The sequence below is a fragment of the Arthrobacter sp. TJ-265 genome, assembly GCF_058269135.1.
On sequence record NZ_JBZCND010000004.1, the window covers coordinates 195,204 to 212,852 of the forward strand.

General features: G+C 70.2%; 22 protein-coding genes and 1 riboswitch. Of the genes, 11 read left to right on the top strand and 11 right to left on the bottom strand.

Annotated elements, in window-relative coordinates; translation table 11 throughout:
- Nucleotides 1-121: 121 nt before the first annotated feature.
- Nucleotides 122-754 (top strand): uracil-DNA glycosylase family protein, encoded by a 633-nt coding sequence (locus tag AC4D2E_RS14775; RefSeq protein ID WP_104167874.1) that lies wholly within the window; start codon nucleotides 122-124, stop codon nucleotides 752-754.
- A gap of 57 nt (nucleotides 755-811) precedes the next feature.
- Here the strand turns inward: AC4D2E_RS14775 and AC4D2E_RS14780 are convergent, their stop codons facing one another.
- The 3 genes from AC4D2E_RS14780 to AC4D2E_RS14790 all read right to left on the bottom strand — a co-directional run bounded on the left by AC4D2E_RS14780 (nucleotide 812) and on the right by AC4D2E_RS14790 (nucleotide 2,085).
- The gene (locus AC4D2E_RS14780) at nucleotides 812-1,168 is read right to left on the bottom strand and encodes a hypothetical protein (protein WP_490910210.1); all 357 of its coding nucleotides are present in this window, start codon (nucleotides 1,166-1,168) and stop codon (nucleotides 812-814) included.
- A gap of 167 nt (nucleotides 1,169-1,335) precedes the next feature.
- Nucleotides 1,336-1,548: a hypothetical protein gene (locus AC4D2E_RS14785; protein ID WP_104167876.1), complete on the bottom strand. Its 213-nt coding sequence runs from the start codon at nucleotides 1,546-1,548 to the stop codon at nucleotides 1,336-1,338.
- A 117-nt stretch (nucleotides 1,549-1,665) separates the two neighbouring features.
- Nucleotides 1,666-2,085 carry a DUF1801 domain-containing protein gene (locus tag AC4D2E_RS14790; RefSeq protein ID WP_104167877.1) on the bottom strand — a complete coding sequence of 140 codons (420 nt, stop codon included), beginning with the start codon at nucleotides 2,083-2,085 and terminating at the stop codon, nucleotides 1,666-1,668.
- Nucleotides 2,086-2,215: 130 nt separating this feature from the next.
- Here AC4D2E_RS14790 and AC4D2E_RS14795 point away from each other — a divergent pair, with 130 nt between their 5' ends.
- The 3 genes from AC4D2E_RS14795 (at nucleotide 2,216) to AC4D2E_RS14805 (ending at nucleotide 5,289) form a co-directional block, all read left to right on the top strand.
- Nucleotides 2,216-3,283, top strand: coding sequence for a spore photoproduct lyase family protein (locus tag AC4D2E_RS14795; RefSeq protein ID WP_490953098.1), 1,068 nt, complete (start codon nucleotides 2,216-2,218; stop codon nucleotides 3,281-3,283).
- Nucleotides 3,284-3,379: 96 nt separating this feature from the next.
- Nucleotides 3,380-4,543 carry a glycoside hydrolase family 26 protein gene (locus tag AC4D2E_RS14800; protein ID WP_490953099.1) on the top strand — a complete coding sequence of 388 codons (1,164 nt, stop codon included), beginning with the start codon at nucleotides 3,380-3,382 and terminating at the stop codon, nucleotides 4,541-4,543.
- A complete protein-coding gene (locus AC4D2E_RS14805) occupies nucleotides 4,540-5,289 on the top strand; it encodes a YqjF family protein (RefSeq protein ID WP_490953100.1) in 750 nt (249 codons plus the stop codon). Before AC4D2E_RS14800 ends, AC4D2E_RS14805 begins: the two co-directional genes overlap by 4 nt.
- 163 nt (nucleotides 5,290-5,452) lie before the next feature.
- Here AC4D2E_RS14805 and AC4D2E_RS14810 read toward each other — a convergent pair whose 3' ends face one another.
- A complete protein-coding gene (locus AC4D2E_RS14810; RefSeq protein WP_490910207.1) occupies nucleotides 5,453-6,151 on the bottom strand; it encodes an SDR family oxidoreductase in 699 nt (232 codons plus the stop codon).
- Nucleotides 6,152-6,275: 124 nt separating this feature from the next.
- Here AC4D2E_RS14810 and AC4D2E_RS14815 point away from each other — a divergent pair, with 124 nt between their 5' ends.
- Genes AC4D2E_RS14815 through AC4D2E_RS14825 form a run of 3 tightly spaced genes read left to right on the top strand, consistent with a single transcriptional unit; the run spans nucleotide 6,276 to nucleotide 8,762 of the window.
- Nucleotides 6,276-6,713: a YybH family protein gene (locus tag AC4D2E_RS14815; RefSeq protein WP_104167880.1), complete on the top strand. Its 438-nt coding sequence runs from the start codon at nucleotides 6,276-6,278 to the stop codon at nucleotides 6,711-6,713.
- On the top strand, nucleotides 6,710-8,125 hold the full coding sequence (locus AC4D2E_RS14820) for a purine-cytosine permease family protein (RefSeq protein WP_490953101.1): 1,416 nt from the start codon (nucleotides 6,710-6,712) through the stop codon (nucleotides 8,123-8,125). The genes AC4D2E_RS14815 and AC4D2E_RS14820 overlap by 4 nt, the downstream gene beginning before the upstream one ends.
- Entirely contained in the window at nucleotides 8,112-8,762 is a 651-nt protein-coding gene (locus AC4D2E_RS14825) for a cyclase family protein (protein ID WP_490953102.1), read from the top strand. The genes AC4D2E_RS14820 and AC4D2E_RS14825 overlap by 14 nt, the downstream gene beginning before the upstream one ends.
- Before the next feature lie 150 nt (nucleotides 8,763-8,912).
- Here the strand turns inward: AC4D2E_RS14825 and AC4D2E_RS14830 are convergent, their stop codons facing one another.
- The gene (locus tag AC4D2E_RS14830; protein ID WP_104167883.1) at nucleotides 8,913-9,776 is read right to left on the bottom strand and encodes an aldo/keto reductase; all 864 of its coding nucleotides are present in this window, start codon (nucleotides 9,774-9,776) and stop codon (nucleotides 8,913-8,915) included.
- A 76-nt stretch (nucleotides 9,777-9,852) separates the two neighbouring features.
- Nucleotides 9,853-10,971 (bottom strand): alcohol dehydrogenase catalytic domain-containing protein, encoded by a 1,119-nt coding sequence (locus tag AC4D2E_RS14835; protein WP_490953149.1) that lies wholly within the window; start codon nucleotides 10,969-10,971, stop codon nucleotides 9,853-9,855.
- 118 nt (nucleotides 10,972-11,089) lie between these two features.
- On the opposite strand from AC4D2E_RS14835, the gene AC4D2E_RS14840 reads away from it, so the two are divergent.
- On the top strand, nucleotides 11,090-12,286 hold the full coding sequence (locus AC4D2E_RS14840; protein WP_104168224.1) for a TerC family protein: 1,197 nt from the start codon (nucleotides 11,090-11,092) through the stop codon (nucleotides 12,284-12,286).
- A gap of 2 nt (nucleotides 12,287-12,288) precedes the next feature.
- On the opposite strand, the gene AC4D2E_RS14845 is transcribed toward AC4D2E_RS14840, so the two are convergent.
- The 5 genes from AC4D2E_RS14845 to AC4D2E_RS14865 form a co-directional block, all read right to left on the bottom strand.
- On the bottom strand, nucleotides 12,289-12,699 hold the full coding sequence (locus AC4D2E_RS14845) for a hypothetical protein (protein WP_146067459.1): 411 nt from the start codon (nucleotides 12,697-12,699) through the stop codon (nucleotides 12,289-12,291).
- Between the two features lie 97 nt (nucleotides 12,700-12,796).
- Nucleotides 12,797-13,111 carry a DMT family transporter gene (locus AC4D2E_RS14850; protein ID WP_104167885.1) on the bottom strand — a complete coding sequence of 105 codons (315 nt, stop codon included), beginning with the start codon at nucleotides 13,109-13,111 and terminating at the stop codon, nucleotides 12,797-12,799.
- Between the two features lie 7 nt (nucleotides 13,112-13,118).
- A riboswitch (guanidine-III (ykkC-III) riboswitch) is annotated at nucleotides 13,119-13,183 on the bottom strand.
- An 86-nt stretch (nucleotides 13,184-13,269) separates the two neighbouring features.
- Nucleotides 13,270-14,907 (bottom strand): ABC-F family ATP-binding cassette domain-containing protein, encoded by a 1,638-nt coding sequence (locus AC4D2E_RS14855; protein WP_104167886.1) that lies wholly within the window; start codon nucleotides 14,905-14,907, stop codon nucleotides 13,270-13,272.
- Between the two features lie 58 nt (nucleotides 14,908-14,965).
- Nucleotides 14,966-15,187 (bottom strand): hypothetical protein, encoded by a 222-nt coding sequence (locus AC4D2E_RS14860; protein WP_104167887.1) that lies wholly within the window; start codon nucleotides 15,185-15,187, stop codon nucleotides 14,966-14,968.
- Nucleotides 15,188-15,352: 165 nt separating this feature from the next.
- Nucleotides 15,353-15,610 carry a metal-sensitive transcriptional regulator gene (locus AC4D2E_RS14865; protein ID WP_104121696.1) on the bottom strand — a complete coding sequence of 86 codons (258 nt, stop codon included), beginning with the start codon at nucleotides 15,608-15,610 and terminating at the stop codon, nucleotides 15,353-15,355.
- Nucleotides 15,611-15,731: 121 nt separating this feature from the next.
- On the opposite strand from AC4D2E_RS14865, the gene AC4D2E_RS14870 reads away from it, so the two are divergent.
- The 3 genes from AC4D2E_RS14870 to AC4D2E_RS14880 are packed head-to-tail and all read left to right on the top strand — an operon-like array spanning nucleotide 15,732 to nucleotide 17,511.
- A complete protein-coding gene (locus tag AC4D2E_RS14870) occupies nucleotides 15,732-16,409 on the top strand; it encodes a rhodanese-like domain-containing protein (protein ID WP_490953103.1) in 678 nt (225 codons plus the stop codon).
- Complete coding sequence (locus AC4D2E_RS14875) at nucleotides 16,406-17,368, top strand: sulfite exporter TauE/SafE family protein (protein ID WP_490953104.1); 963 nt, start codon at nucleotides 16,406-16,408, stop codon at nucleotides 17,366-17,368. The genes AC4D2E_RS14870 and AC4D2E_RS14875 overlap by 4 nt, the downstream gene beginning before the upstream one ends.
- A complete protein-coding gene (locus tag AC4D2E_RS14880; RefSeq protein ID WP_490953105.1) occupies nucleotides 17,365-17,511 on the top strand; it encodes a hypothetical protein in 147 nt (48 codons plus the stop codon). Before AC4D2E_RS14875 ends, AC4D2E_RS14880 begins: the two co-directional genes overlap by 4 nt.
- Nucleotides 17,512-17,649: the final 138 nt, after the last annotated feature.

The following is a 17,649-nucleotide window of genomic DNA, read 5'->3' on the forward strand; positions in this document are numbered from 1 at the left end:
CGAGCAGCCGGCAGGGTCCGGTGGCCGCGACGCCGGTCGGGTACTGGCGTAGGCTGGGAGTTGCGGACACGTTCGCGCCACCTCTGGCGCCGTCCGCGAGGAGGCGGAATTGGTACAGCGTATGTCAGACCCCACGTACAGGGCACAGCAGTGGGAACAGCGATACGATCCGCAGATCGAGGACGTGAACCGGCTGTGCGACACCCTGGCCGAGTCGAAGCCGGGGTCGGCGGTGCCCTACATCGACCCGATCCACGACGTGGACGGCTGCAAGATCGTCAGCCTCTTCTCCAACCCCGGAGCCTCGCTGCCCTCCGGTTTCGTCTCGTTCGAGAACGACGACCCGAGTTCCATCCGCATGGCGGGGATCTACGAGGCCGTCGGTCTGCGGCCCGATGCCTTCATGCCGTGGAACGCCCACCCCTGGTACCTGCCGGAGGGCAAGGAGCGGGCGCTGACCATGGACCAGATCGCCGACGGCGTGAAGCCCCTGCTCACCTTCCTGCAGCAGGTCCCGCGAGCGTCGGCGCTCGTGGCGCACGGTGCCGACGCCCACAAGGCCGCCCGCCGGCTCATGAAGCTCGAGAACCGGGCCATCGCCAAGCGCGGGTTCAAGATCTACGAGGTCCGTTCCCCTGGGGAGCGCGCCTTCAAAGGCACGCCCGTCAACCAGGAGCTGTGGCTGAAGGAGATCCAGGCGGCCTACACCGACGCGATGGGTCGCGCCGGCATCCGCGCCCGGCAGTCCATCTAGGGCTCCTTCCGGATCCGCGGTCCACGTCGGGGACCGGGCCCGCCGCCTGGCCGCGCCTCAGGGGCGGTCGCTGAGCGCGTGCAGCGGAGATTCGGTCGAGTGCTCCCTCGAACGCTTCAGGGTCAGTCCCCGCAGGGTCGCCGCGATGTCCTCGATGGACTGCTGGACCCACGCGAAGGCGTCGTCGTCCGTCCTCTGCGTCTCGAGGTCAGGTGCGCTTGCGCGGTGCGTGAGGGCGAGGCGCGCGACGGCTCTCTCGAGGTGCTCGAGCAGGGCGTCCGTCTCGGCACTGAGCTGGTGGACGAGGGTGTCCCCGCTTCGTGCGTCCCGGCCGCCGGGCACCATGTGGAGTGCGGTCCGGTGCGGCGCGGCTTCGTCCGTGGGCGTGGGGGCAGACGGGCACTGTGTGCTCATGTAGGTGAGACCTCGGTCTGTGTGATGACGGCACCCTGACATCGCTCAGGGGCGAAAAGGCATTGACACAGACAGTCTGCCATTACCCGGCAGTATTCCCCGCGTTCCATGCCGCAGGAATCCCGTAAGTTACCGACGAGTACGGACCGTGGGTCCGTCGCCGTCCATCAGGAGTCCCGCTTCGAGGTGAGGTAGGTCGACCCGTCCGGGTTGCGCACCACCGTCCACTGCTGCAACTCCTCCTGCCTCGCCCGCTGCGCTTCGTCGTCGAGATAGACGATCGGGCCCGTGGTACTGCCGCGCTGTGCAGGTCCGAAGAACATGCGAAGTCTGCCCGTGGCCTGCATGAAGCGGGTCGACAGCGGATCCTTCGCGCTCATTGCTTCCTTTCGGCGTCCCGAGCAGGAGGTCGTCCTCCGTGGTGCTCTCCGGTCGGAGGCAGGGAACTACTCATCAGGATACTCGTCATCCCGTGTGAGGAGGGCGGCGTCCGGCGCCTAGGAGAAGTTCTCCGTCGTCATGAATCCGTGTCCGCGCCGCACCAGGTCCTCGAGCACGGCGAGGTCGACGGCGGCGAGCGAGGTGACGTACAGGCACCCGGCGCCGCGCCGGTGCTTGCCGAGGTGCGGCAGCAGCTCCTCCACCCCTGGTGCGGCGAGCAGGCCGTAGAGCGCCTGCGCCGTCGACCGTGGCGAGAATCCCACGGAGAGGGCATCGCCCTCGTGGCCCGAGGCATACCGGTAGTGGTACCGGCCGAAACCGATCATCGAGGAACCCCACATGACGGCGCGCTCGCCCGTCACCCGGCCCATGAGGTCGAGCAGGACCAGCGCGTCGGCACGCCGCGTGGGATGCGCGATCGTGTCGATGAACGAGCGCGGGTCCTGATCCGTCGGCTGTGTCAGCAGTTCTGCCACGATCCGGCCGCCTTTCCCAGGGCGCGCCGTCGGCGCCCGTGCAGCCACAGTAGACGGGCCCGCGGCCCTCCGGAAGTGTCGGTGGCGGCAGGTACCGTCGGGGATAACGACGGACACTTCGAAGGGTTGCATGCCCCAGGCCAACAAGCTGCTTCAGATCAGCCGCATCTACGTCGAGCCGGCTGCGGCTGCCCTGCCCCGCGGCCAGGAGATCCTCGCACGGTGGCCGGACGCCGACGTCGTCGAGGTGGCGAGCCACTGGCGTATCCCGGAACTCAGCGGGGACGAGGCGAATGTGCGCCGATGGGTCCGCATCAAGACCGAGGCCCTGATCATCGGCGTCAAGAAGTCACTCACCGCGAAACCCAACGGGAGGTCGGCGGACTTCATCGCCCCCTCGACGGCGAACGGCTGCGCCATGGCCTGTGCCTACTGCTACGTCCCGCGCCACAAGGGCTACAGCAACCCCATCACCGTGTTCGCCAACATCGACCAGATCAGTGGCTACCTCGAACGGCACGTGGCGCGTCAGGGCATGAAGCTGGAGCCCAACCAGTGTGACGACCAGGCCTGGGTGTACGACATCGGGGAGAACAGCGACTGCTCGGTGGACGCGCTGGTCAGCGACAACGTGCGGGACCTCGTCGACCTGTACCGGGACCTGCCGACCGCCAAGCTCTCCTTCGCCACCAAGTACGTGAACCGGGACCTGCTCGCCTGGGACCCCCAGGAACGCACCCGCATCCGCTTCTCCCTCATGCCCGAGAAGCTCGCCCGAACCGTGGACGTGCGCACCACGCCGGTCGCGGAGCGCATCGCCGCGATCAACGACTTCGTGGAGGCGGGCTACGAGGTGCACGTCAACTTCTCTCCCGTGATCATCACGCCCGGCTGGCAGGACGACTGGCGCGAGCTCTTCGGCCAGCTCGACGCCGCGCTGTCACCCGCGGCCAAGAGCCAGCTCGCGGCGGAGGTCATCTTCCTGACCCACAACCAGCAACTGCACGAGGTCAACCTCGGGTGGCATCCGCAGGCCGAGGAGATCCTGTGGCGGCCGGACCTCCAGGAGACCAAGCAGTCCCAGAACGGGTTCACGAACGTACGCTACGTCGCCTACGACAAGCGGGGCTATCTCGACGAGTTCCTCCGCCTCGCCGACGCGCAGCTGCCCTACTGCCGGATCCGCTATGCCTTCTAGCGCTCGACGCCGCGCGCGTCGCCGCACTGGCCCCGTCCGCCGCACCGGGACCGTCCGCGGCGCGGGGCCGGGGCCGACCGACGGTACATTGTCACCGTGGTCTCAAACCTTGCGCGCCTCGTCACGGCGCTGTTGCTCCTCTGCCTGTGCGCCTGCAACATCAACCCTGCCGCCGTCGCCTGCGACCCCATCGATGGCCGGAACCTCGCGCCGGCCGAGGGCACGCTCATGGGCGTGAACCTGGAGTGGGGGAGGGAGACCCTCGCCGAGTACTCGGACAAGCTCGGCGAGCGCCCTGCCGTGGCCGTGACCTTCGCGGACTTCCCGTTCGCCCCGGAGGACCCGGACCTCGTCAGTGCCGCCGCCGAGCAGGCGCGACAGACGGGAGCCATGCTCCTGCTGACGCTGGAGCCCGTGGAGGGTCTGGCCGCCGTCACCGACGAGCGCGCGGGGGAGCTCGCGGCCCTGCTCGCGGGCTTCAACACCAGCGGGGTGCCGGTCATCGTGAGGTTCGCCCACGAGATGAACGGCTCCTGGTACGCCTGGGGGCAGCAGCCCGGCGAGTACATCGAGGCCTTCCGCCGCGTGGCCGACGCCGTCCACGCCGACGCCCCGGGGTCCGCGATGATGTGGGCCCCGAACTACGGCGGCGGCTATCCCTTCGCCGGGGGCGCCCAGGAGTCCCTCCCCGGAGCCGCCGGCTTCCCGGCGCTCGACACCACCGGGGACGGCGTGCTGACCGCGCTCGACGACCCCTACGCGCCCTACTACCCCGGCGACGACGCCGTCGACTGGGTCGGCATGACCATCTACCACTGGGGGAGCACCTACCCCTGGGGCGAGAGCGAGATGCCCGAGGAGGGCAAGTTCGTCGCCCAGCTCACCGGCACCTACGACGGCGCCAACGGCGACGAGACGATGCTCCCCGACTTCTACGCCGAGTACGGCGTGGGCCACGGCAAACCCGTCGCCATCCCGGAGACCGCGGCGCTCGTCCGCGATGACATCGGCGGCCTGCGAACCCTGAACATCAAGCGTGCCTGGTGGCAGCAGGTCTTCGACCCGGCCGTCCAGGAGCGCTTCCCGCGACTCGCGATGGTCAACTGGTTCGAGTGGAACAAGGTCGAACCCGAGGTGGGCTCGGCCGTGGACTGGACCGTCGTCGAGGATCCCGCGATCCGCGCCGAGTTCACGGCCGCGCTGCCCGACTGGTACCGGTTCGCCGACGAGCCCGAGGACTGCGGGGAGCCGCTGTCATGACCGCCGAACCCCATCAGGGCCCGGACCGGTACCTCGCCCCGGAGCTGCCACGCCCCGTGATCATGGACCAGTACTGGGCGGACGCCGTCTTCCTGCACTGGCGGATCGACGCCGCGGCCGTCGCCGGGTTCATGCCGCCCGGCGTCGTGCCGGACGAGGTGGACGGCTCCTCCTGGGTGGGACTGATCGGCTTCCGGATGATCGGCGCGGGACTGGGCCGCGGCCTGCCCGTCCCGTACGTCGGGTCGTTCACCGAGATCAACGTCCGGCTCTACTCACGCGGCCCCGACGGCGTCCGCGGCGTCGTGTTCGTGACGCTGGATGCCTCCCGCCTCGCCGTCGTCCTCGCCGCCCGCGCCGGCGGAATCCCCTACGTGTGGTCGCAGTGCGCGCCGCTCGCGCGTGGGGAGGGTGAGCGCAGGGAGTACGGGTACGACGTCGCCCGGTACCGGCGGCAGGCCCGCTCCCGCTTCGCCGTGCGGCCGGACACGGGCGCGACGGCGGCGGACGCGCTGTCCCTGGAGCTCACCGCGCGCTTCGGGCTGCACAGCGTCCTCGCCGGACGCACCCTCTACATCCCCAACACCCACACGCCCTGGCCGCTCCACCCCGCCACCCTGACGGAGCTCGACGATGGGCTGCTCGCCGCGGCGGGGCTCCACGTGGACGGTCCGCCGGATTCCGTGCTGTTCTCGCCCGGCGTGCAGACGCAGTTCGGGAAGCCTCGCGTGGTCCACCGTCCCTGACCCTCGGACCCCCTCCTGTCCGCTCCCGCCGCGTCCTGCGGGGCGGTGCTCGACGGGGGCATCACGGTCGAGGACGACCGGGCCGAGAGCGGGGCCGAGTACAGCCGGGGCCTGTGCTTCTCACCGGAGCCCGCGTCATGACGCTACGCCCCGGCCGGCACCGTCACGCGCGTGCGATGCCCGAGGGCCGGATGCTGAGTGTCTCGATCGTCGATTCGCGGGTCGCGTCCACGGCGAGGCGTACGGCCCGGGCTACCTGGTCCGGCTGGATCCACGCCTCGGGCCGGTAGTCCCTGCCCTCCCAGGTATGCAGTTCCTCCTGCATGTCCGTGGCGACCCTGCCGGGGTGGATGGAGCTGACCCGGACGCCGTGCGGGCGCTCCTCCTCGCGCAGGGCGTCCGTGAGGGCGCGCAGCGCGAACTTGGTGCCGCTGTACGCGGCGGAACCCGCCCCGGAACTGTAGCCGGAGCCGCTGTTGATGGCGATGACCTGGCCGCCGGCCGCGCGCAGGGCCGGGAGCAGCGCCTTCGTGAGGGCGGCCACCGCGAACACGTTGACCTCGAAGCTCTCGCGCCAGGCGTCGTCGGACAGCTCCGCGACCGACCCCATCCGCAGGACACCCGCGGAGTGGACGAGGACGTCCAGTCGCGGGATGCCGGCGACCGCGGCGGCCACCTGGCCGGAATCGCGCAGTTCCGCGGCGAACGGTTCCGCGGAGGGGAACGACGCCGACAGCTCCGCGAGGGCGGTCAGGTCACGTCCGCCGAGCAGCAGGTGGTGCGTGGTGCCGAGCTCGTCGGCGATGGCACGGCCGATGCCGCGGGAGGCGCCCGTGATGAGGGCGACGGGAGAGGAGGACATGCCCTCACCCTAGCAACGGGCTGTTCACCCGCCGGGCGTGCTTTGACAATGAAGTCCACGTCACACAAAATCGCCTGACAACAAAAGTTCACTGGGGGACAACTTCAGAGAGATGAGAGGGCACATGCCTGACGTGAATCCACCCCATGAGATCCTCACGGAGGCCGAGGTCCTCGCGGCAGCCGACGCGCTCGTGACCGCTTTCCGCGCGACGGACACCGAGGCGTACTTCCGGTGCTTCGCCCCGGACGCCACCTTCGTGTTCCACACGGAGCCCCGCCGGCTCGAGGACAGGGCCGCCTACGAGGAGCTGTGGGCGGGGTGGATGGCGGATGGCTGGCGCGTGACGGACTGCATCAGCAGCGGTCCCCGCGTGCAGGTGGTCGGGACCACGGCGATCTTCACCCATCACGTCCGGACGACCACCTCGGTCGGAGGCGCGACCGGGACGACCAGCGAGCGGGAGACGATCGTGTTCCGCCGCGCCGGGTCCTCGATCGAGGCCGTCCACGAACACCTGAGCCCCGCCCTCGAAGACCCCACGGAAGAGAGCGCAGCATGACGCAGGCCTCCCGGACCTCGGCGTATCGGCGCCTGTCCGACCACCTCGACAAGAACTCCGACGGGTACGGCCCCCTCCGCGGCACGCTCGGGACCGCGCGCATGGGCATGATCTGGCTCGCCGCCAACCTCGTCGTGACCACCCTGCTCACCGGGACGCTCTTCGTCCCGGGCATCAGCTGGGGCCTCGCGGTCGGCATGATCGTCCTCGGGACCCTGATCGGCGGCTCGGTGCTGGTGCTGGTCGGGAACATGGGCACCCGGACCGGCCTGGCCACGATGTCGCTCACGAAGGGTTCCTTCGGGCTCCGCGGCTCCTTCCTCCCGGTCGCCGCGAACGTGATCATCCTGATGGGCTGGAGCTGGGTCCAGGCGATGCTCGCGGGGGTCACGGTCAATTTCCTCGTCGAGCAGGCCACCGGCTTCTCCAGCCCGGTGCTGTTCTCCGTCCTCTGCCAGCTGCTCGTGGTCTGCCTCGCGATCTTCGGCCACACGGGCATCGCCCGCGTGGAGCCGTGGCTCGCCCTCGTGATCCTCGCCTTCATGGCCTACATCTTCACCACGGCGTTCCTCGCGTACGGTCCGGCGGACTTCGCGGCGATCCCGCAGGACGCCGCCGCCGGGTGGACGCCCGTCGCGACGCTCGACGTCGTCATCGCGACCGCCATCTCGTGGACCGTCCTCTCCGCAGAGTTCAACCGCCTCGCCCGGACGCAGGCAGCCGGCATGATCGGTTCCGGGGTGGGCTACGTCCTGTCCACGGTCCTCGCCATGACCCTCGGCGCCACGGCCATCGGCTACGTGGTGCTCGACGGCGGCGAGGCCGTTCCCTTCGACCCCACCGTGATCGTCGCCGCGTTCGGCGCACCGCTGGCCGTCGTGATCTTCCTGTCCGTCATGGCGACGAACACCATGGTGGTGTACGGGATGGTCGCCTCCGTGGTGAACATGGCGCCGTCGCGCCGCGTCACGTTCCTGCCGACGGCGATCGTCCTCGGCGTGATCTCGATCCTCGGCTCCACGTGGCTGGCCCTCCTCGACCAGTTCACCGCCTTCCTGACGGTGATCGGCGCACTGTTCATCCCGGTCTTCGCCGTCATGCTCGTCGACTACTACGTGCTGAAGTCGCGCCACTACGGACGCGACATCCTGCGCACCCGTGGCGGGGAGTACTGGTACCGCGGGGGAGTCAACATCGCCGCCGTGCTGGTGTGGCTGGTCGGGGCGGGCGCCTCCCTGCTGCTGACCTACCGTGTCCCGAGCCCCATCGGCGCAACGATCCCCACCTTCGTGCTCTCGGCCGTGCTGTACCTGGCCTGGGCAGCGGCCACCGGGCGGATCGACCGCACGCGGCGCCCCCACGTCCACCTGCTCGACCTGCCGGAGGAAAGTCCCGCCCGTGCGGATCGTTGACCTGTCCCAGCCGGTCCACACCGGGATGCAGGTCTATCCAGGGGACCCGGAGGTCACGCTGACCACGGTGACCACCGTCGTCGAGGACGGCTACCAGGTGGCATCCCTGCACGCCGGCTCCCACACCGGGACCCACCTCGATGCCCCCCTCCATTCGATCCCCGGAGGGCGGGCGGTGGACGACATCGACCTCGCCCGGCTCGTGGGGTCCGCGAGGATCGTGCGGTGCACGGGTCTCGCCGCCCGCGAGATGATCCCGTGGTCCGCCGTGGCCGATCAGCTCGAGGACCTCGACGGCGTCGCCATGGTGCTGTTCCGCACGGACTGGTCCGAGCACTTCGGGACGGAGCGCTACCTCGAGCACCCGGTCCTCGCGGCCGAGGTGGCCCGGCAGCTGCTCACCGCCGGGATCACCGTGGTCGGCGTCGACACCCTCAACCCGGACGCCACCCTCGACAACGGGGACGATCTGCCGTTCCACGCCGTCTTCCTCGGCGCGGACGGGGTGATCGTCGAGAACCTCGCGAACCTGGCGCAGGTCACCTGGGACCGCCCGCTGGTGTCGGTACTCCCGCTCGCCCTGGCCGGGACGGACGGCGCGCCCGTCCGAGCCGTCGCGATGCAGCCGGACGCCTGACGGCTCCTGGGCGATCGTGCCCGGCGCGGCGGCCCCGGGCCGTGACCGATCGGCGGGGCCCGGCACCCCACGGGACCGGGAGGGTCCCGTGACGCGGACGCCCGCGCCCCCCGGAGGGAACGCGGGCGTGCGACGCGGACGTGGTGCCGGTCAGTCGGTGCGGGAGAGCATCGCGATCTCGTCGGAGGACAGCTCGAGCTCCTCGGCGCGGGCCGAATCCTGGATGCTCTCCGGGCGGGATGCGCCCGGGATGGGGATGACCGTCGGTGCCAGGGCGAGCTCCCAGGCCAGGCACACCTGCTGGGGGCTGACACCGTGCGCGTCGGCGATCTCCTGGAAGGGCGTGAACTGCTCGCCGAGCCCGCCGGCCTTCTTGATGCCGCCGAGCGGGCTCCAGGGCAGGAAGGCGATGCCGTTCTCGCCGCAGTAACGGAGCTCGTCCTCACTCGACCGGAAGGCGGGGGAGAACTGGTTCTGCACCGAGGCCAGGGCTCCGCCGAGGATCTCGTTCGCCTTCCGGATCTGGTGCACGGTGGCGTTCGAGATACCGGCCATGCGGATGACGCCCTCGTCCAGGAGGTCCTTGAGGGCACCCACGGACTCCTCGTAGGGGACCTCGGGGTCCGGTCGGTGGAACTGGTAGAGGTCGATCGCGTCCCCGCCGAGCCGCTTGAGCGAGGCCTTCGCCGCCTCCTTCAGGTACTCGGGGCGGCCGTTCAGCGTCCACGACCCGTCGCCCGGCCGAAGGTGCCCGCCCTTCGTGGCGACGAGGACGCCGGAGCTGTCCCCGCCGTAGTGGGCCAGCGCCTTCGCGATCAGCAGCTCGTTGTGGCCCACCTCGTCGGCGTCGCGGTGATAGGCGTCCGCGGTGTCGATCAGGGTGACACCGGCGTCGAGCGCAGCGTGGATGGTGCGGATGGAACGGTCCTCGTCGGGACGTCCCTCGATGGACATGGGCATGCCGCCCAGGCCGAGGGCGCTGACCGGGGTACCGCCGAGCGAGCGTTGCTGCATTGTCGTTCTCCTTTGGATAGACGTGCCGACCACATGGTAAGCACGCTTCACAGCCCGCGGGGAACCGGCTCCGGTACTAGCCGAGCGTGAAGATCCGCCGTACCACCCGGCCCTCGGCGAGCGCGTCGAGGCTCTCGTTGAGGTCCTCGAGCGGCCGGGTGTCCGTGTGGAGCAGTTCGACCGGCAGGCGTCCCTGCCGCCACAGCTCCAGGTAGGCGGGGAGGTCCCGTTCGGGAACGGCGTCCCCCATGTAGGACCCGAGCAGGCGCCGCCCCTGCCCGGCGAACTGCAGGGCCTGGGTGGAGATCTCCTGGTCCGGGTGCGGCAGGCCCACGGACACGAGGGCGCCACCCCGGGCGAGCAGCTGCAGGCCCGCTTCCATCACGCGGGCGCTCCCCACCGCCTCGATCACGACGTCGGCCCCGCCGTCCGTGACGCGCCGCACCAGGTCGGCGGCCTCGTCCGGGGCGCCCGCATGCTGCGCTCCGCAGCGCAGGCCGAGCTCCTGCTTGGAGGCGAGCGGGTCGATCGCGATGACGGTGGTGCCGGGGATCTGGGCCGCGGCCATCACGGCCATGAGGCCCACCGCGCCGAGGCCGAAGACGACGACCGACTGCCCCTCCCGGACGGCGGCCGTGTTCAGGACGGCGCCGATCCCGGTCAGGGCCGCGCAGCCGAACATGGCGGCGATGTCGAACGGGACGTCGTCGTCGATGACGACCACCGATTCGCGGGCCACGACGGCGTACTGCGCGAATGCGGAGACGCCGAGGTGGTGGTTGACGCGCCCGCCGTCGGCGTCGCGCAGCAGGGCGGGCCCGTGCAGCAGGTCGCCGCTGCCGTTGGCCTCCGCGCCCCGGTAGCAGAGAGCCGGCCGGCCGGCCGAGCAGGCACGGCATTCCCCGCAGGCGGGCACGAAGACGAGCACCACGTGGTCGCCGACCCGCACGTCGCCGACGCCGTCGCCGACGCCCTCGACGACGCCGGTCGCCTCGTGCCCGAGGGCCATCGGCAGGGGGCGGATGCGGGACCCGTCGATCACCGACAGGTCCGAGTGGCACAGGCTCGCCCGGGCGATCCGCACGAGCACCTCGCCGGGGCGCGGTTCAGGGACGGGGACCGATTCGAGGGACAGCGGGGTGCTCTCCGCGTAGGGAACGGGCAGTTCGGCGGCGCGAAGCACTGCAGCACGCATCATCGGGCTCATGGCATTCCTCGTCAAAAAGGTAGGGACTGCGCCAGTCTAGGGGTGTACCCGTACCGTTAGCGGGACAATCGAAGACCATCACCAACGACGGCGGGAGATGCGCAGCATGGAAACACCGTTCTACGTCTGGGTCGGCACCATCATCGGCATCGTCGGGCTGCTGCTGTTCGACTTCTTCTTCCACGTGCGCAAGGCGCACACCCCCACGCTGCGCGAGTCGGCGATCTGGTCCTCGATCTACGTGGGCCTGGCGCTGCTGTTCGGCGTCGGCGTGCTGGTCTTCGGCGGACCGACCATGGGCACCGAGTACTTCGCCGGGTACGTCACGGAGAAGGCGCTCTCCGTGGACAACCTGTTCGTCTTCCTCATAATCATGGCGAGCTTCAAGGTGCCTCGCGCGGATCAGCAGAAGGTACTGCTCTTCGGCATCGTCTTCGCGCTGATCGCCCGCACCGGGTTCATCTTCCTGGGTGCCGCACTGATCAACACCTTCGCCTGGGTGTTCTACATCTTCGGCCTGATCCTCCTGCTCACCGCGGGCAACCTGCTGAAGCCGGACGGGCACGACGACGCCGGCGACAGCCTGATCATCAGGCTCGCGAAGCGCTTCCTCCCCGCCTCCGAGCACTACGACGGCGACAAGCTGTTCACCATGGTGGACGGCAAGCGCGTCCTCACGCCCATGCTGCTGGTCATGGTCGCGATCGGCGGCACGGACATCCTCTTCGCCCTCGACTCCATCCCCGCGATCTTCGGCCTGACGCAGAACACGTTCATCGTGTTCACGGCCACGGCCTTCTCGCTCATGGGCCTGCGGCAGCTGTACTTCCTGATCGACGAGCTGCTGGACCGCCTGATCTACCTCTCCTACGGCCTCGCCGTGATCCTCGGGTTCATCGGCGTGAAGCTCATCCTCCACGCCCTGCACGAGAACACCCTGCCGTTCATCAACGGCGGCGAGCACGTCGAGGTGGTCGAGATCAGTACCGGGGTCTCGTTGAGCGTGATCCTCGGGGTGCTGATCGTGACCGTCCTGGCTTCGGTCCTGAGCCCCAAGGGACGGGCGAAGAACGCCATCTCCGGGGCGAAGCGGCATGCCACCGAGTACCTGGATCTCAACTACGAGACCGACATCGCCGAGCGGGAGAAGATCTTCGCGAAGCTGTGCGCCGAGGAGGAGGGACTGAGGGCGCTGCCCGAGAAGTTCAAGCGCCTCATCCGGAACGAGACCGAGTTCATGGAGCTGATCCGCCGGGCGCATGCCGAGCACGACGCCGCGCTGGAGCGGGAACCGCGCGGGTAGCCCTACGCCCGCCCACCTGCGACCGAGCCGTTCAGGACGCTGCTGCCGAGGATCTCCCCGAGGAGTTCCAGCGGGGCTCCGGGGGGCAGCGGGACGCCGGGGCTGGTCAGGGCGCGGACCGGGTCGTCGTCGCCCCGACCTGCCGCCGGCTCCGGGTACCGGGTCCACGAGTAGGGGGCACGGCTGACGCGGGACTGCTCGGCGGGGAGGACGTCGTCGACGAGTTCGTTGACGGCCTGCGACACGACATCGGCGTCCTCGGCGTCGAGGCGGACGATCCCGTGGAGGTATGCGTCGAACTCGAAGTAGTCGCCCGCGCCCCCCATGTTGCAGTAGTGCATCCACGTCTCGTAGACGGAAAGCCCGGCGAACTCCATGGCCCTCAGCGTGTCGTCGTGCTGCATTCTGCTCAACCCCCGGTCGTGGCCCCCGGTGGGGCCTTCACCGATCCTGTCGGACCAACGTCAACTGAAACGGGTGTGCAGACTCAGTTTTGGCGCAAGGGATGGTCTAGTGCACGAGTTTCAGCCCGATGACGCCGCCGACGATCATCAGCAGGAACACGATCTTCAGGAGCGACGCCGGCTCGGTGCCGGTCGCCATCGCGTAGACGACGGTCAGTGACGCGCCGATGCCCACCCAGACCGCATACGCCGTCCCGACGGGCAGGGTCCGCATCGCATAGGCCAGGCCGGCCATGCTCGCGGCGATGGCGATGCCGAACACCACGGTCGGCGCGAGCCGGGTGAAGCCCTCCGATCGGCCGAGGGCTGTCGCCCAGACGGCTTCGAGGACTCCGGATACTACGAGGACGATCCAGGCCATGACTCTCTCCGGGCCGTCTTGTCGCCTACCGGGTACGGCACCCCTCGTCCGGGAAGCAGCAGTCCGCGCTTCGGGATCCATGCTGTCACGGATGCGGGATCGGGGGAGGGCTCGTCCGGGTCGGGCGAGAGGCTTCCGGCGCGGGTACGATGCCGGGCTCAGCCGACGGTGACCCTGCCGTCCTCCACCTGCCAGCGCTCGTCGAGGCGCACGTTCTCCAGCAGCCGGCGGTCGTGCGTGACGAGCAGCAGCGCACCCGTGTAGGACTCGAGGGCGTCCTCCAGCTGCTCGATCGCCGGCAGGTCGAGGTGGTTGGTCGGTTCGTCCAGGACCAGGAGGTTCACGCCGCGCGCCTGCAGCAGGGCGAGCCCGGCACGGGTCCGCTCGCCGGGGGAGAGGGAGCCGACGGCGGCGCGTACCTGGTCGGCCTTCAGCCCGAACTTGGCGAGCAGGGTGCGGACCTCGCCCTGCGCCATCTCCGGCACGAGGGACTCGAAGGCCGTCCCGAGGGGGAGGGCGTCGTCGAGCTGACCGCGGGCCTGGTCGATCTCGCCGACGGCCACGCTGGAGCCGAGGGCGGTCGCGCCGCCGTCGGGCGTCTGATGACCGAGCAGGAGGCGCAGGAGCGTGGACTTCCCGGCACCGTTGGGGCCGGTGATCCCGATGCGCTCACCCGCGTTCACCTGGACGGACACGGGCCCGAGGGTGAAGGCGCCCTGCGTGACGGAGGCGTTGTTCAGGGTGGCGACCACGGAACTCGAGCGCGGTGCAGCGCCGATGGTGAACTGCAGCTGCCATTCCTTGCGGGGTTCCTCGACCTCGTCCAGCCGGGCGATGCGCGATTCCATCTGGCGGACCTTCTGCGCCTGCTTCTCGGAGGACTCCATGCTGGCCCTGCGGCGGATCTTGTCATTGTCGGGGCTCTTCTTCATGGCGTTGCGGACGCCCTGCGAGCTCCACTCCCGCTGGGTCCGGGCCCGGCCCACGAGGTCCTGCTTCTTGTCCGCGTACTCCTCGTACGCCTCGCGGGCGTGCCGGCGCGCTACGGCGCGTTCCTCCAGGAAGGCGTCGTACCCGCCGTCGTACACCGCCACCCTGTTCTGGGCGAGGTCCAGCTCGACGACGGTGGTCACGCAGCGCGCCAGGAACTCGCGGTCGTGCGAGACGAGGACCGCGCCGCCGCGCAGGTTCTGGATGAACGATTCCAGCCGGTCGAGGCCGGCGAGGTCCAGGTCGTTGGTGGGCTCGTCGAGGAGCACGATGTCGAAGCGGCTCAGCAGCAGGGCGGCGAGCGCGACCCGCGCGAGCTGCCCGCCGGACAGGGCAGCGGTGGGGGTGGACGGGTCGAGGCCCCCGGCGACGTCGGCGAGGACGGCCGGCATGCGGTCCTCGAGGTCCACGGCCCCGGAGGACATCCAGTGGTCGAGCGCCAGGGCGTAGGCGTCGTCGGCGCCCTTCGCCCCGCTTCCGAGCGCCGCGGCGGCGTCCTCCATGGCGAGGGTTGCCGCCGTCGTGCCGGTCCGCCGCCCGAGGTAGGCGGCCACCGTCTCACCCGCGACGCGCTCGTGCTCCTGCGGGAGCCACCCCACGAAGGCGTCGGCCGGGGTGGTCCGGACGGTGCCGGCAAGGGGGGTGTCCGCTCCGGCGAGGAGGCGCAGGAGCGTGGTCTTCCCGGCGCCGTTGGCCCCCACGACGCCGACGACGTCCCCGGGCGACACGGTGAGGTCGAGCTTCGAGAAGAGGGTGCGGTGGGCGTGGCCCCCGGACAGGTCCTTCGCCACGAGGGTTGCAGTCATCCCTCCAGTCTAGGAGGGTGCCCGCTCGTGCTGAGGGCGGAACTGCCGGACGGGCGGCTCACCCCGCGACCCGCCAGATGCTGTACTCGTCGAGGTGGAGGATGGCGCGGTGCCCGGCCAGGTCGTCGCGGATCCAGACGACGCCGAGCCCGGGGGCAGTGTCCTCCACGCGCCCGCGGTAGTGCACTTCGTCCCTGCGACGGGCTTCGACGATCGTTCCCGGGGTCAGCGCGCGGAGGTCGAGGATGCGGACGGTGGTGCGGGTGGCGATGGCGGTCATCGGTACTCCTCGGTGATCCAGGGTCGGCCCGTTGGAACGGCGGGCTGTCTCCATGATTCGGGAGCGGTATTGCGGGAGTGTTTCCGGGACGTTTAGTTCTCGACGCCGGCAGGACGCGGCGCCGGGCAGCCCTGCCGGCTCCTCCTTCGGGCCAGGTCCACCGGATCAGGCGAGGGTGAGGAAGAGCTTCTCGAGCTCCTTCTTGTCGAGGCTGGTGTCCTCGCGGACGATGCACTGTTCGAGGCCGCTGGCGATCACGGCGAACCCGGCGCGGTCCAGCGCCTTCGAGACGGCTGCGAGCTGGGTGACGACGTCCTTGCAGTCCTTGCCTTCCTCGAGCATGCGGGTGACCGCGGCGAGCTGCCCCTGGGCACGCTTGAGGCGGTTGATGACAGGCGTCATTTCGGTCGGGTCGAGCTGCATGGTCTTCTCCAGATGTCGGGGTACCTGTCGAGCTTATACCCCCAAGGGTATTTTGACTACCCCGGGGGGTATAGGGAATACTCCGGGGGGTATACCCTTCCGATTCGACCGAGAGGCTCCCATGAGCACCCCTTCCCCTGTGAACCCCGCCGCCATCGTGTCGGAGGCGACGTCCTCGTCGGCCCTGACGGAGTTGTCCCCCGAGACGCTGCGGGACTGGGTGGCCGAGCACGAGGATCTCGTGGTGATCGATGTGCGGTCTGCGGCGGAGTTCGAGTCCCTGCACATCCATGGCTCGTACAACGTCCCGCTGCCGCTCCTGTCGGAGCACACCGACGAGCTCGCCGCCCGCTTGGGCGGCCGGGTCGTGCTGGCCTGCCAGTCCGGTGTCCGCGCCGAGCAGGCACGCCGGAAGCTGGCCGCATCGGGCATCGGCGCCGCCCACGTCCTGGCGGGCGGGGTTCCCGGGTACGCCGCGGTCGGCGGCGACGTGGTGCGCGGTGGCGGCCGCTGGGATCTCGAGCGTCAGGTCCGCATGGCCGCCGGCTCCCTCGTCCTCGTCGGTCTCGCCGGAGGACGCCTCGTCTCCCCGAGGATCCGGACCCTGGCAGGCCTCATCGGCACCGGCCTGACCTTCTCGGCCGCGACGAACACGTGCGCGATGGGCCGTGCCCTGTCCTCGATGCCCTGGAACAGGGCGGCCCAGGAGCCCACTCGGGAATCCGCGATCCTGACCCTGCCCACTGCTTTCGTCGGCGTCGGGAATGCCGAGGCCCGCCGACGGGCCGACGGGGCATGAACGCGGTCCTGGCCCTCGTCCTGGCCCTGTCGATCCTCATCGGCCTGTCCCTGGGCGTCCTGGGCGGTGGCGGATCGATCCTGACCGTCCCGATCCTCGTCTACGTGGCCGGCTTCGAGGCGAAGGAGGCGATCGCCGCGTCCCTGTTCGTCGTCGGCGTCACCTCCGCGGTCAGCGTCATCAGCCACGCCCGGCGCGGCCGGGTGATGTGGCGGACGGGGCTGATCTTCGGCGCGGCCGGCATGGTCGGGGCGTTCGTCGGCGGGCTCCTCGGAGGGTTCGTCCCCGGACAGATCCTGCTCGTCGCCTTCGCCCTCATGATGGTCGCCACGTCGATCGCCATGATCCGCGGCCGCAGGAAGCCCCGCACGGCAACTCATGGCACGGCCGCTGTCGGCGTCAGGCGTGAGCTTCCCCTCGGGCGGGTCCTGCTCGACGGCGTGGTGGTCGGGCTGGTCACCGGGCTCGTCGGGGCGGGTGGCGGGTTCCTCGTCGTCCCGGCCCTGGCCCTGCTCGGCGGGCTGCCGATGTCCGTGGCCGTCGGCACCTCCCTGGTCGTGATCTCCATGAAGTCCTTCGCCGGCCTCGCCGGGTACCTCACGACGGTGCAGATCGACTGGCCGCTCACCCTTGCGGTCACGGCCGCCGCGATCGTCGGATCCCTGATCGGCGCGCAACTCGCCGGCCGCATCCCCGAGGTGGCCCTCCGCAAGGCCTTCGGCTGGTTCGTGCTGGCCATGGGCGCCTTCGTCCTCATCCAGCAGGTCCCTGCAGACGCGCGTCCCCTCGTCGCCGCGATGGTCGCCGGAATTGCGCTCGCGGCACTCGTCGCCCGGCGGTTCATCCTTCCGGCCCGTCCCCTCAGCGCCCGGAACCGGGAACGGGGCGACGGGGCTGGTGCCGCACCATCCCTGCACCAGCCCCACCACGCACCCTCTGATCCCAGGAGGGACGCATGATGAGCGAGACCGCCACCGCCGCGACCAGCGACCGCCGGCACCACGGGCAGGTCCTCGACGTCCGCGAGGCTACAGGCCTCCCTGTCGACCAGGCGGGCCGCGCCGGAGCGCAGGCGCCCTCCCGGCGGCCCCGGACCCCATAGACCGGGCGCGTGACCGGACCCGTCCCGTCCCGGGCCCGGTCACGCGCCCTCCTCCCGATGCCCCCCGCAGGCACCTCCACGCTTTGCGGTATACCCCCAGGGGTATTACGCTGGAGATCAGCAAGATACCCCAGGGGG

Bases quoted from the DNA above. Each gene is read 5' to 3' on its own strand.
- AC4D2E_RS14795 (WP_490953098.1), top strand. From the start codon at position 2,216: ATGCCCCAGGCCAACAAGCTGCTTCAGATCAGCCGCATCTACGTCGAG.
- AC4D2E_RS14785 (WP_104167876.1), bottom strand. From the start codon at position 1,548: ATGAGCGCGAAGGATCCGCTGTCGACCCGCTTCATGCAGGCCACGGGC.
- AC4D2E_RS14855 (WP_104167886.1), bottom strand. From the start codon at position 14,907: ATGACTGCAACCCTCGTGGCGAAGGACCTGTCCGGGGGCCACGCCCAC.
- AC4D2E_RS14815 (WP_104167880.1), top strand. From the start codon at position 6,276: ATGCCTGACGTGAATCCACCCCATGAGATCCTCACGGAGGCCGAGGTC.
- AC4D2E_RS14780 (WP_490910210.1), bottom strand. From the start codon at position 1,168: ATGAGCACACAGTGCCCGTCTGCCCCCACGCCCACGGACGAAGCCGCG.
- AC4D2E_RS14865 (WP_104121696.1), bottom strand. From the start codon at position 15,610: ATGCAGCTCGACCCGACCGAAATGACGCCTGTCATCAACCGCCTCAAG.
- AC4D2E_RS14805 (WP_490953100.1), top strand. From the start codon at position 4,540: ATGACCGCCGAACCCCATCAGGGCCCGGACCGGTACCTCGCCCCGGAG.
- AC4D2E_RS14880 (WP_490953105.1), top strand. From the start codon at position 17,365: ATGATGAGCGAGACCGCCACCGCCGCGACCAGCGACCGCCGGCACCAC.
- AC4D2E_RS14850 (WP_104167885.1), bottom strand. From the start codon at position 13,111: ATGGCCTGGATCGTCCTCGTAGTATCCGGAGTCCTCGAAGCCGTCTGG.
- AC4D2E_RS14810 (WP_490910207.1), bottom strand. From the start codon at position 6,151: ATGTCCTCCTCTCCCGTCGCCCTCATCACGGGCGCCTCCCGCGGCATC.
- AC4D2E_RS14835 (WP_490953149.1), bottom strand. From the start codon at position 10,971: ATGCGTGCTGCAGTGCTTCGCGCCGCCGAACTGCCCGTTCCCTACGCG.
- AC4D2E_RS14870 (WP_490953103.1), top strand. From the start codon at position 15,732: ATGAGCACCCCTTCCCCTGTGAACCCCGCCGCCATCGTGTCGGAGGCG.
- AC4D2E_RS14860 (WP_104167887.1), bottom strand. From the start codon at position 15,187: ATGACCGCCATCGCCACCCGCACCACCGTCCGCATCCTCGACCTCCGC.
- AC4D2E_RS14875 (WP_490953104.1), top strand. From the start codon at position 16,406: ATGAACGCGGTCCTGGCCCTCGTCCTGGCCCTGTCGATCCTCATCGGC.
- AC4D2E_RS14775 (WP_104167874.1), top strand. From the start codon at position 122: ATGTCAGACCCCACGTACAGGGCACAGCAGTGGGAACAGCGATACGAT.
- AC4D2E_RS14840 (WP_104168224.1), top strand. From the start codon at position 11,090: ATGGAAACACCGTTCTACGTCTGGGTCGGCACCATCATCGGCATCGTC.
- AC4D2E_RS14830 (WP_104167883.1), bottom strand. From the start codon at position 9,776: ATGCAGCAACGCTCGCTCGGCGGTACCCCGGTCAGCGCCCTCGGCCTG.
- AC4D2E_RS14820 (WP_490953101.1), top strand. From the start codon at position 6,710: ATGACGCAGGCCTCCCGGACCTCGGCGTATCGGCGCCTGTCCGACCAC.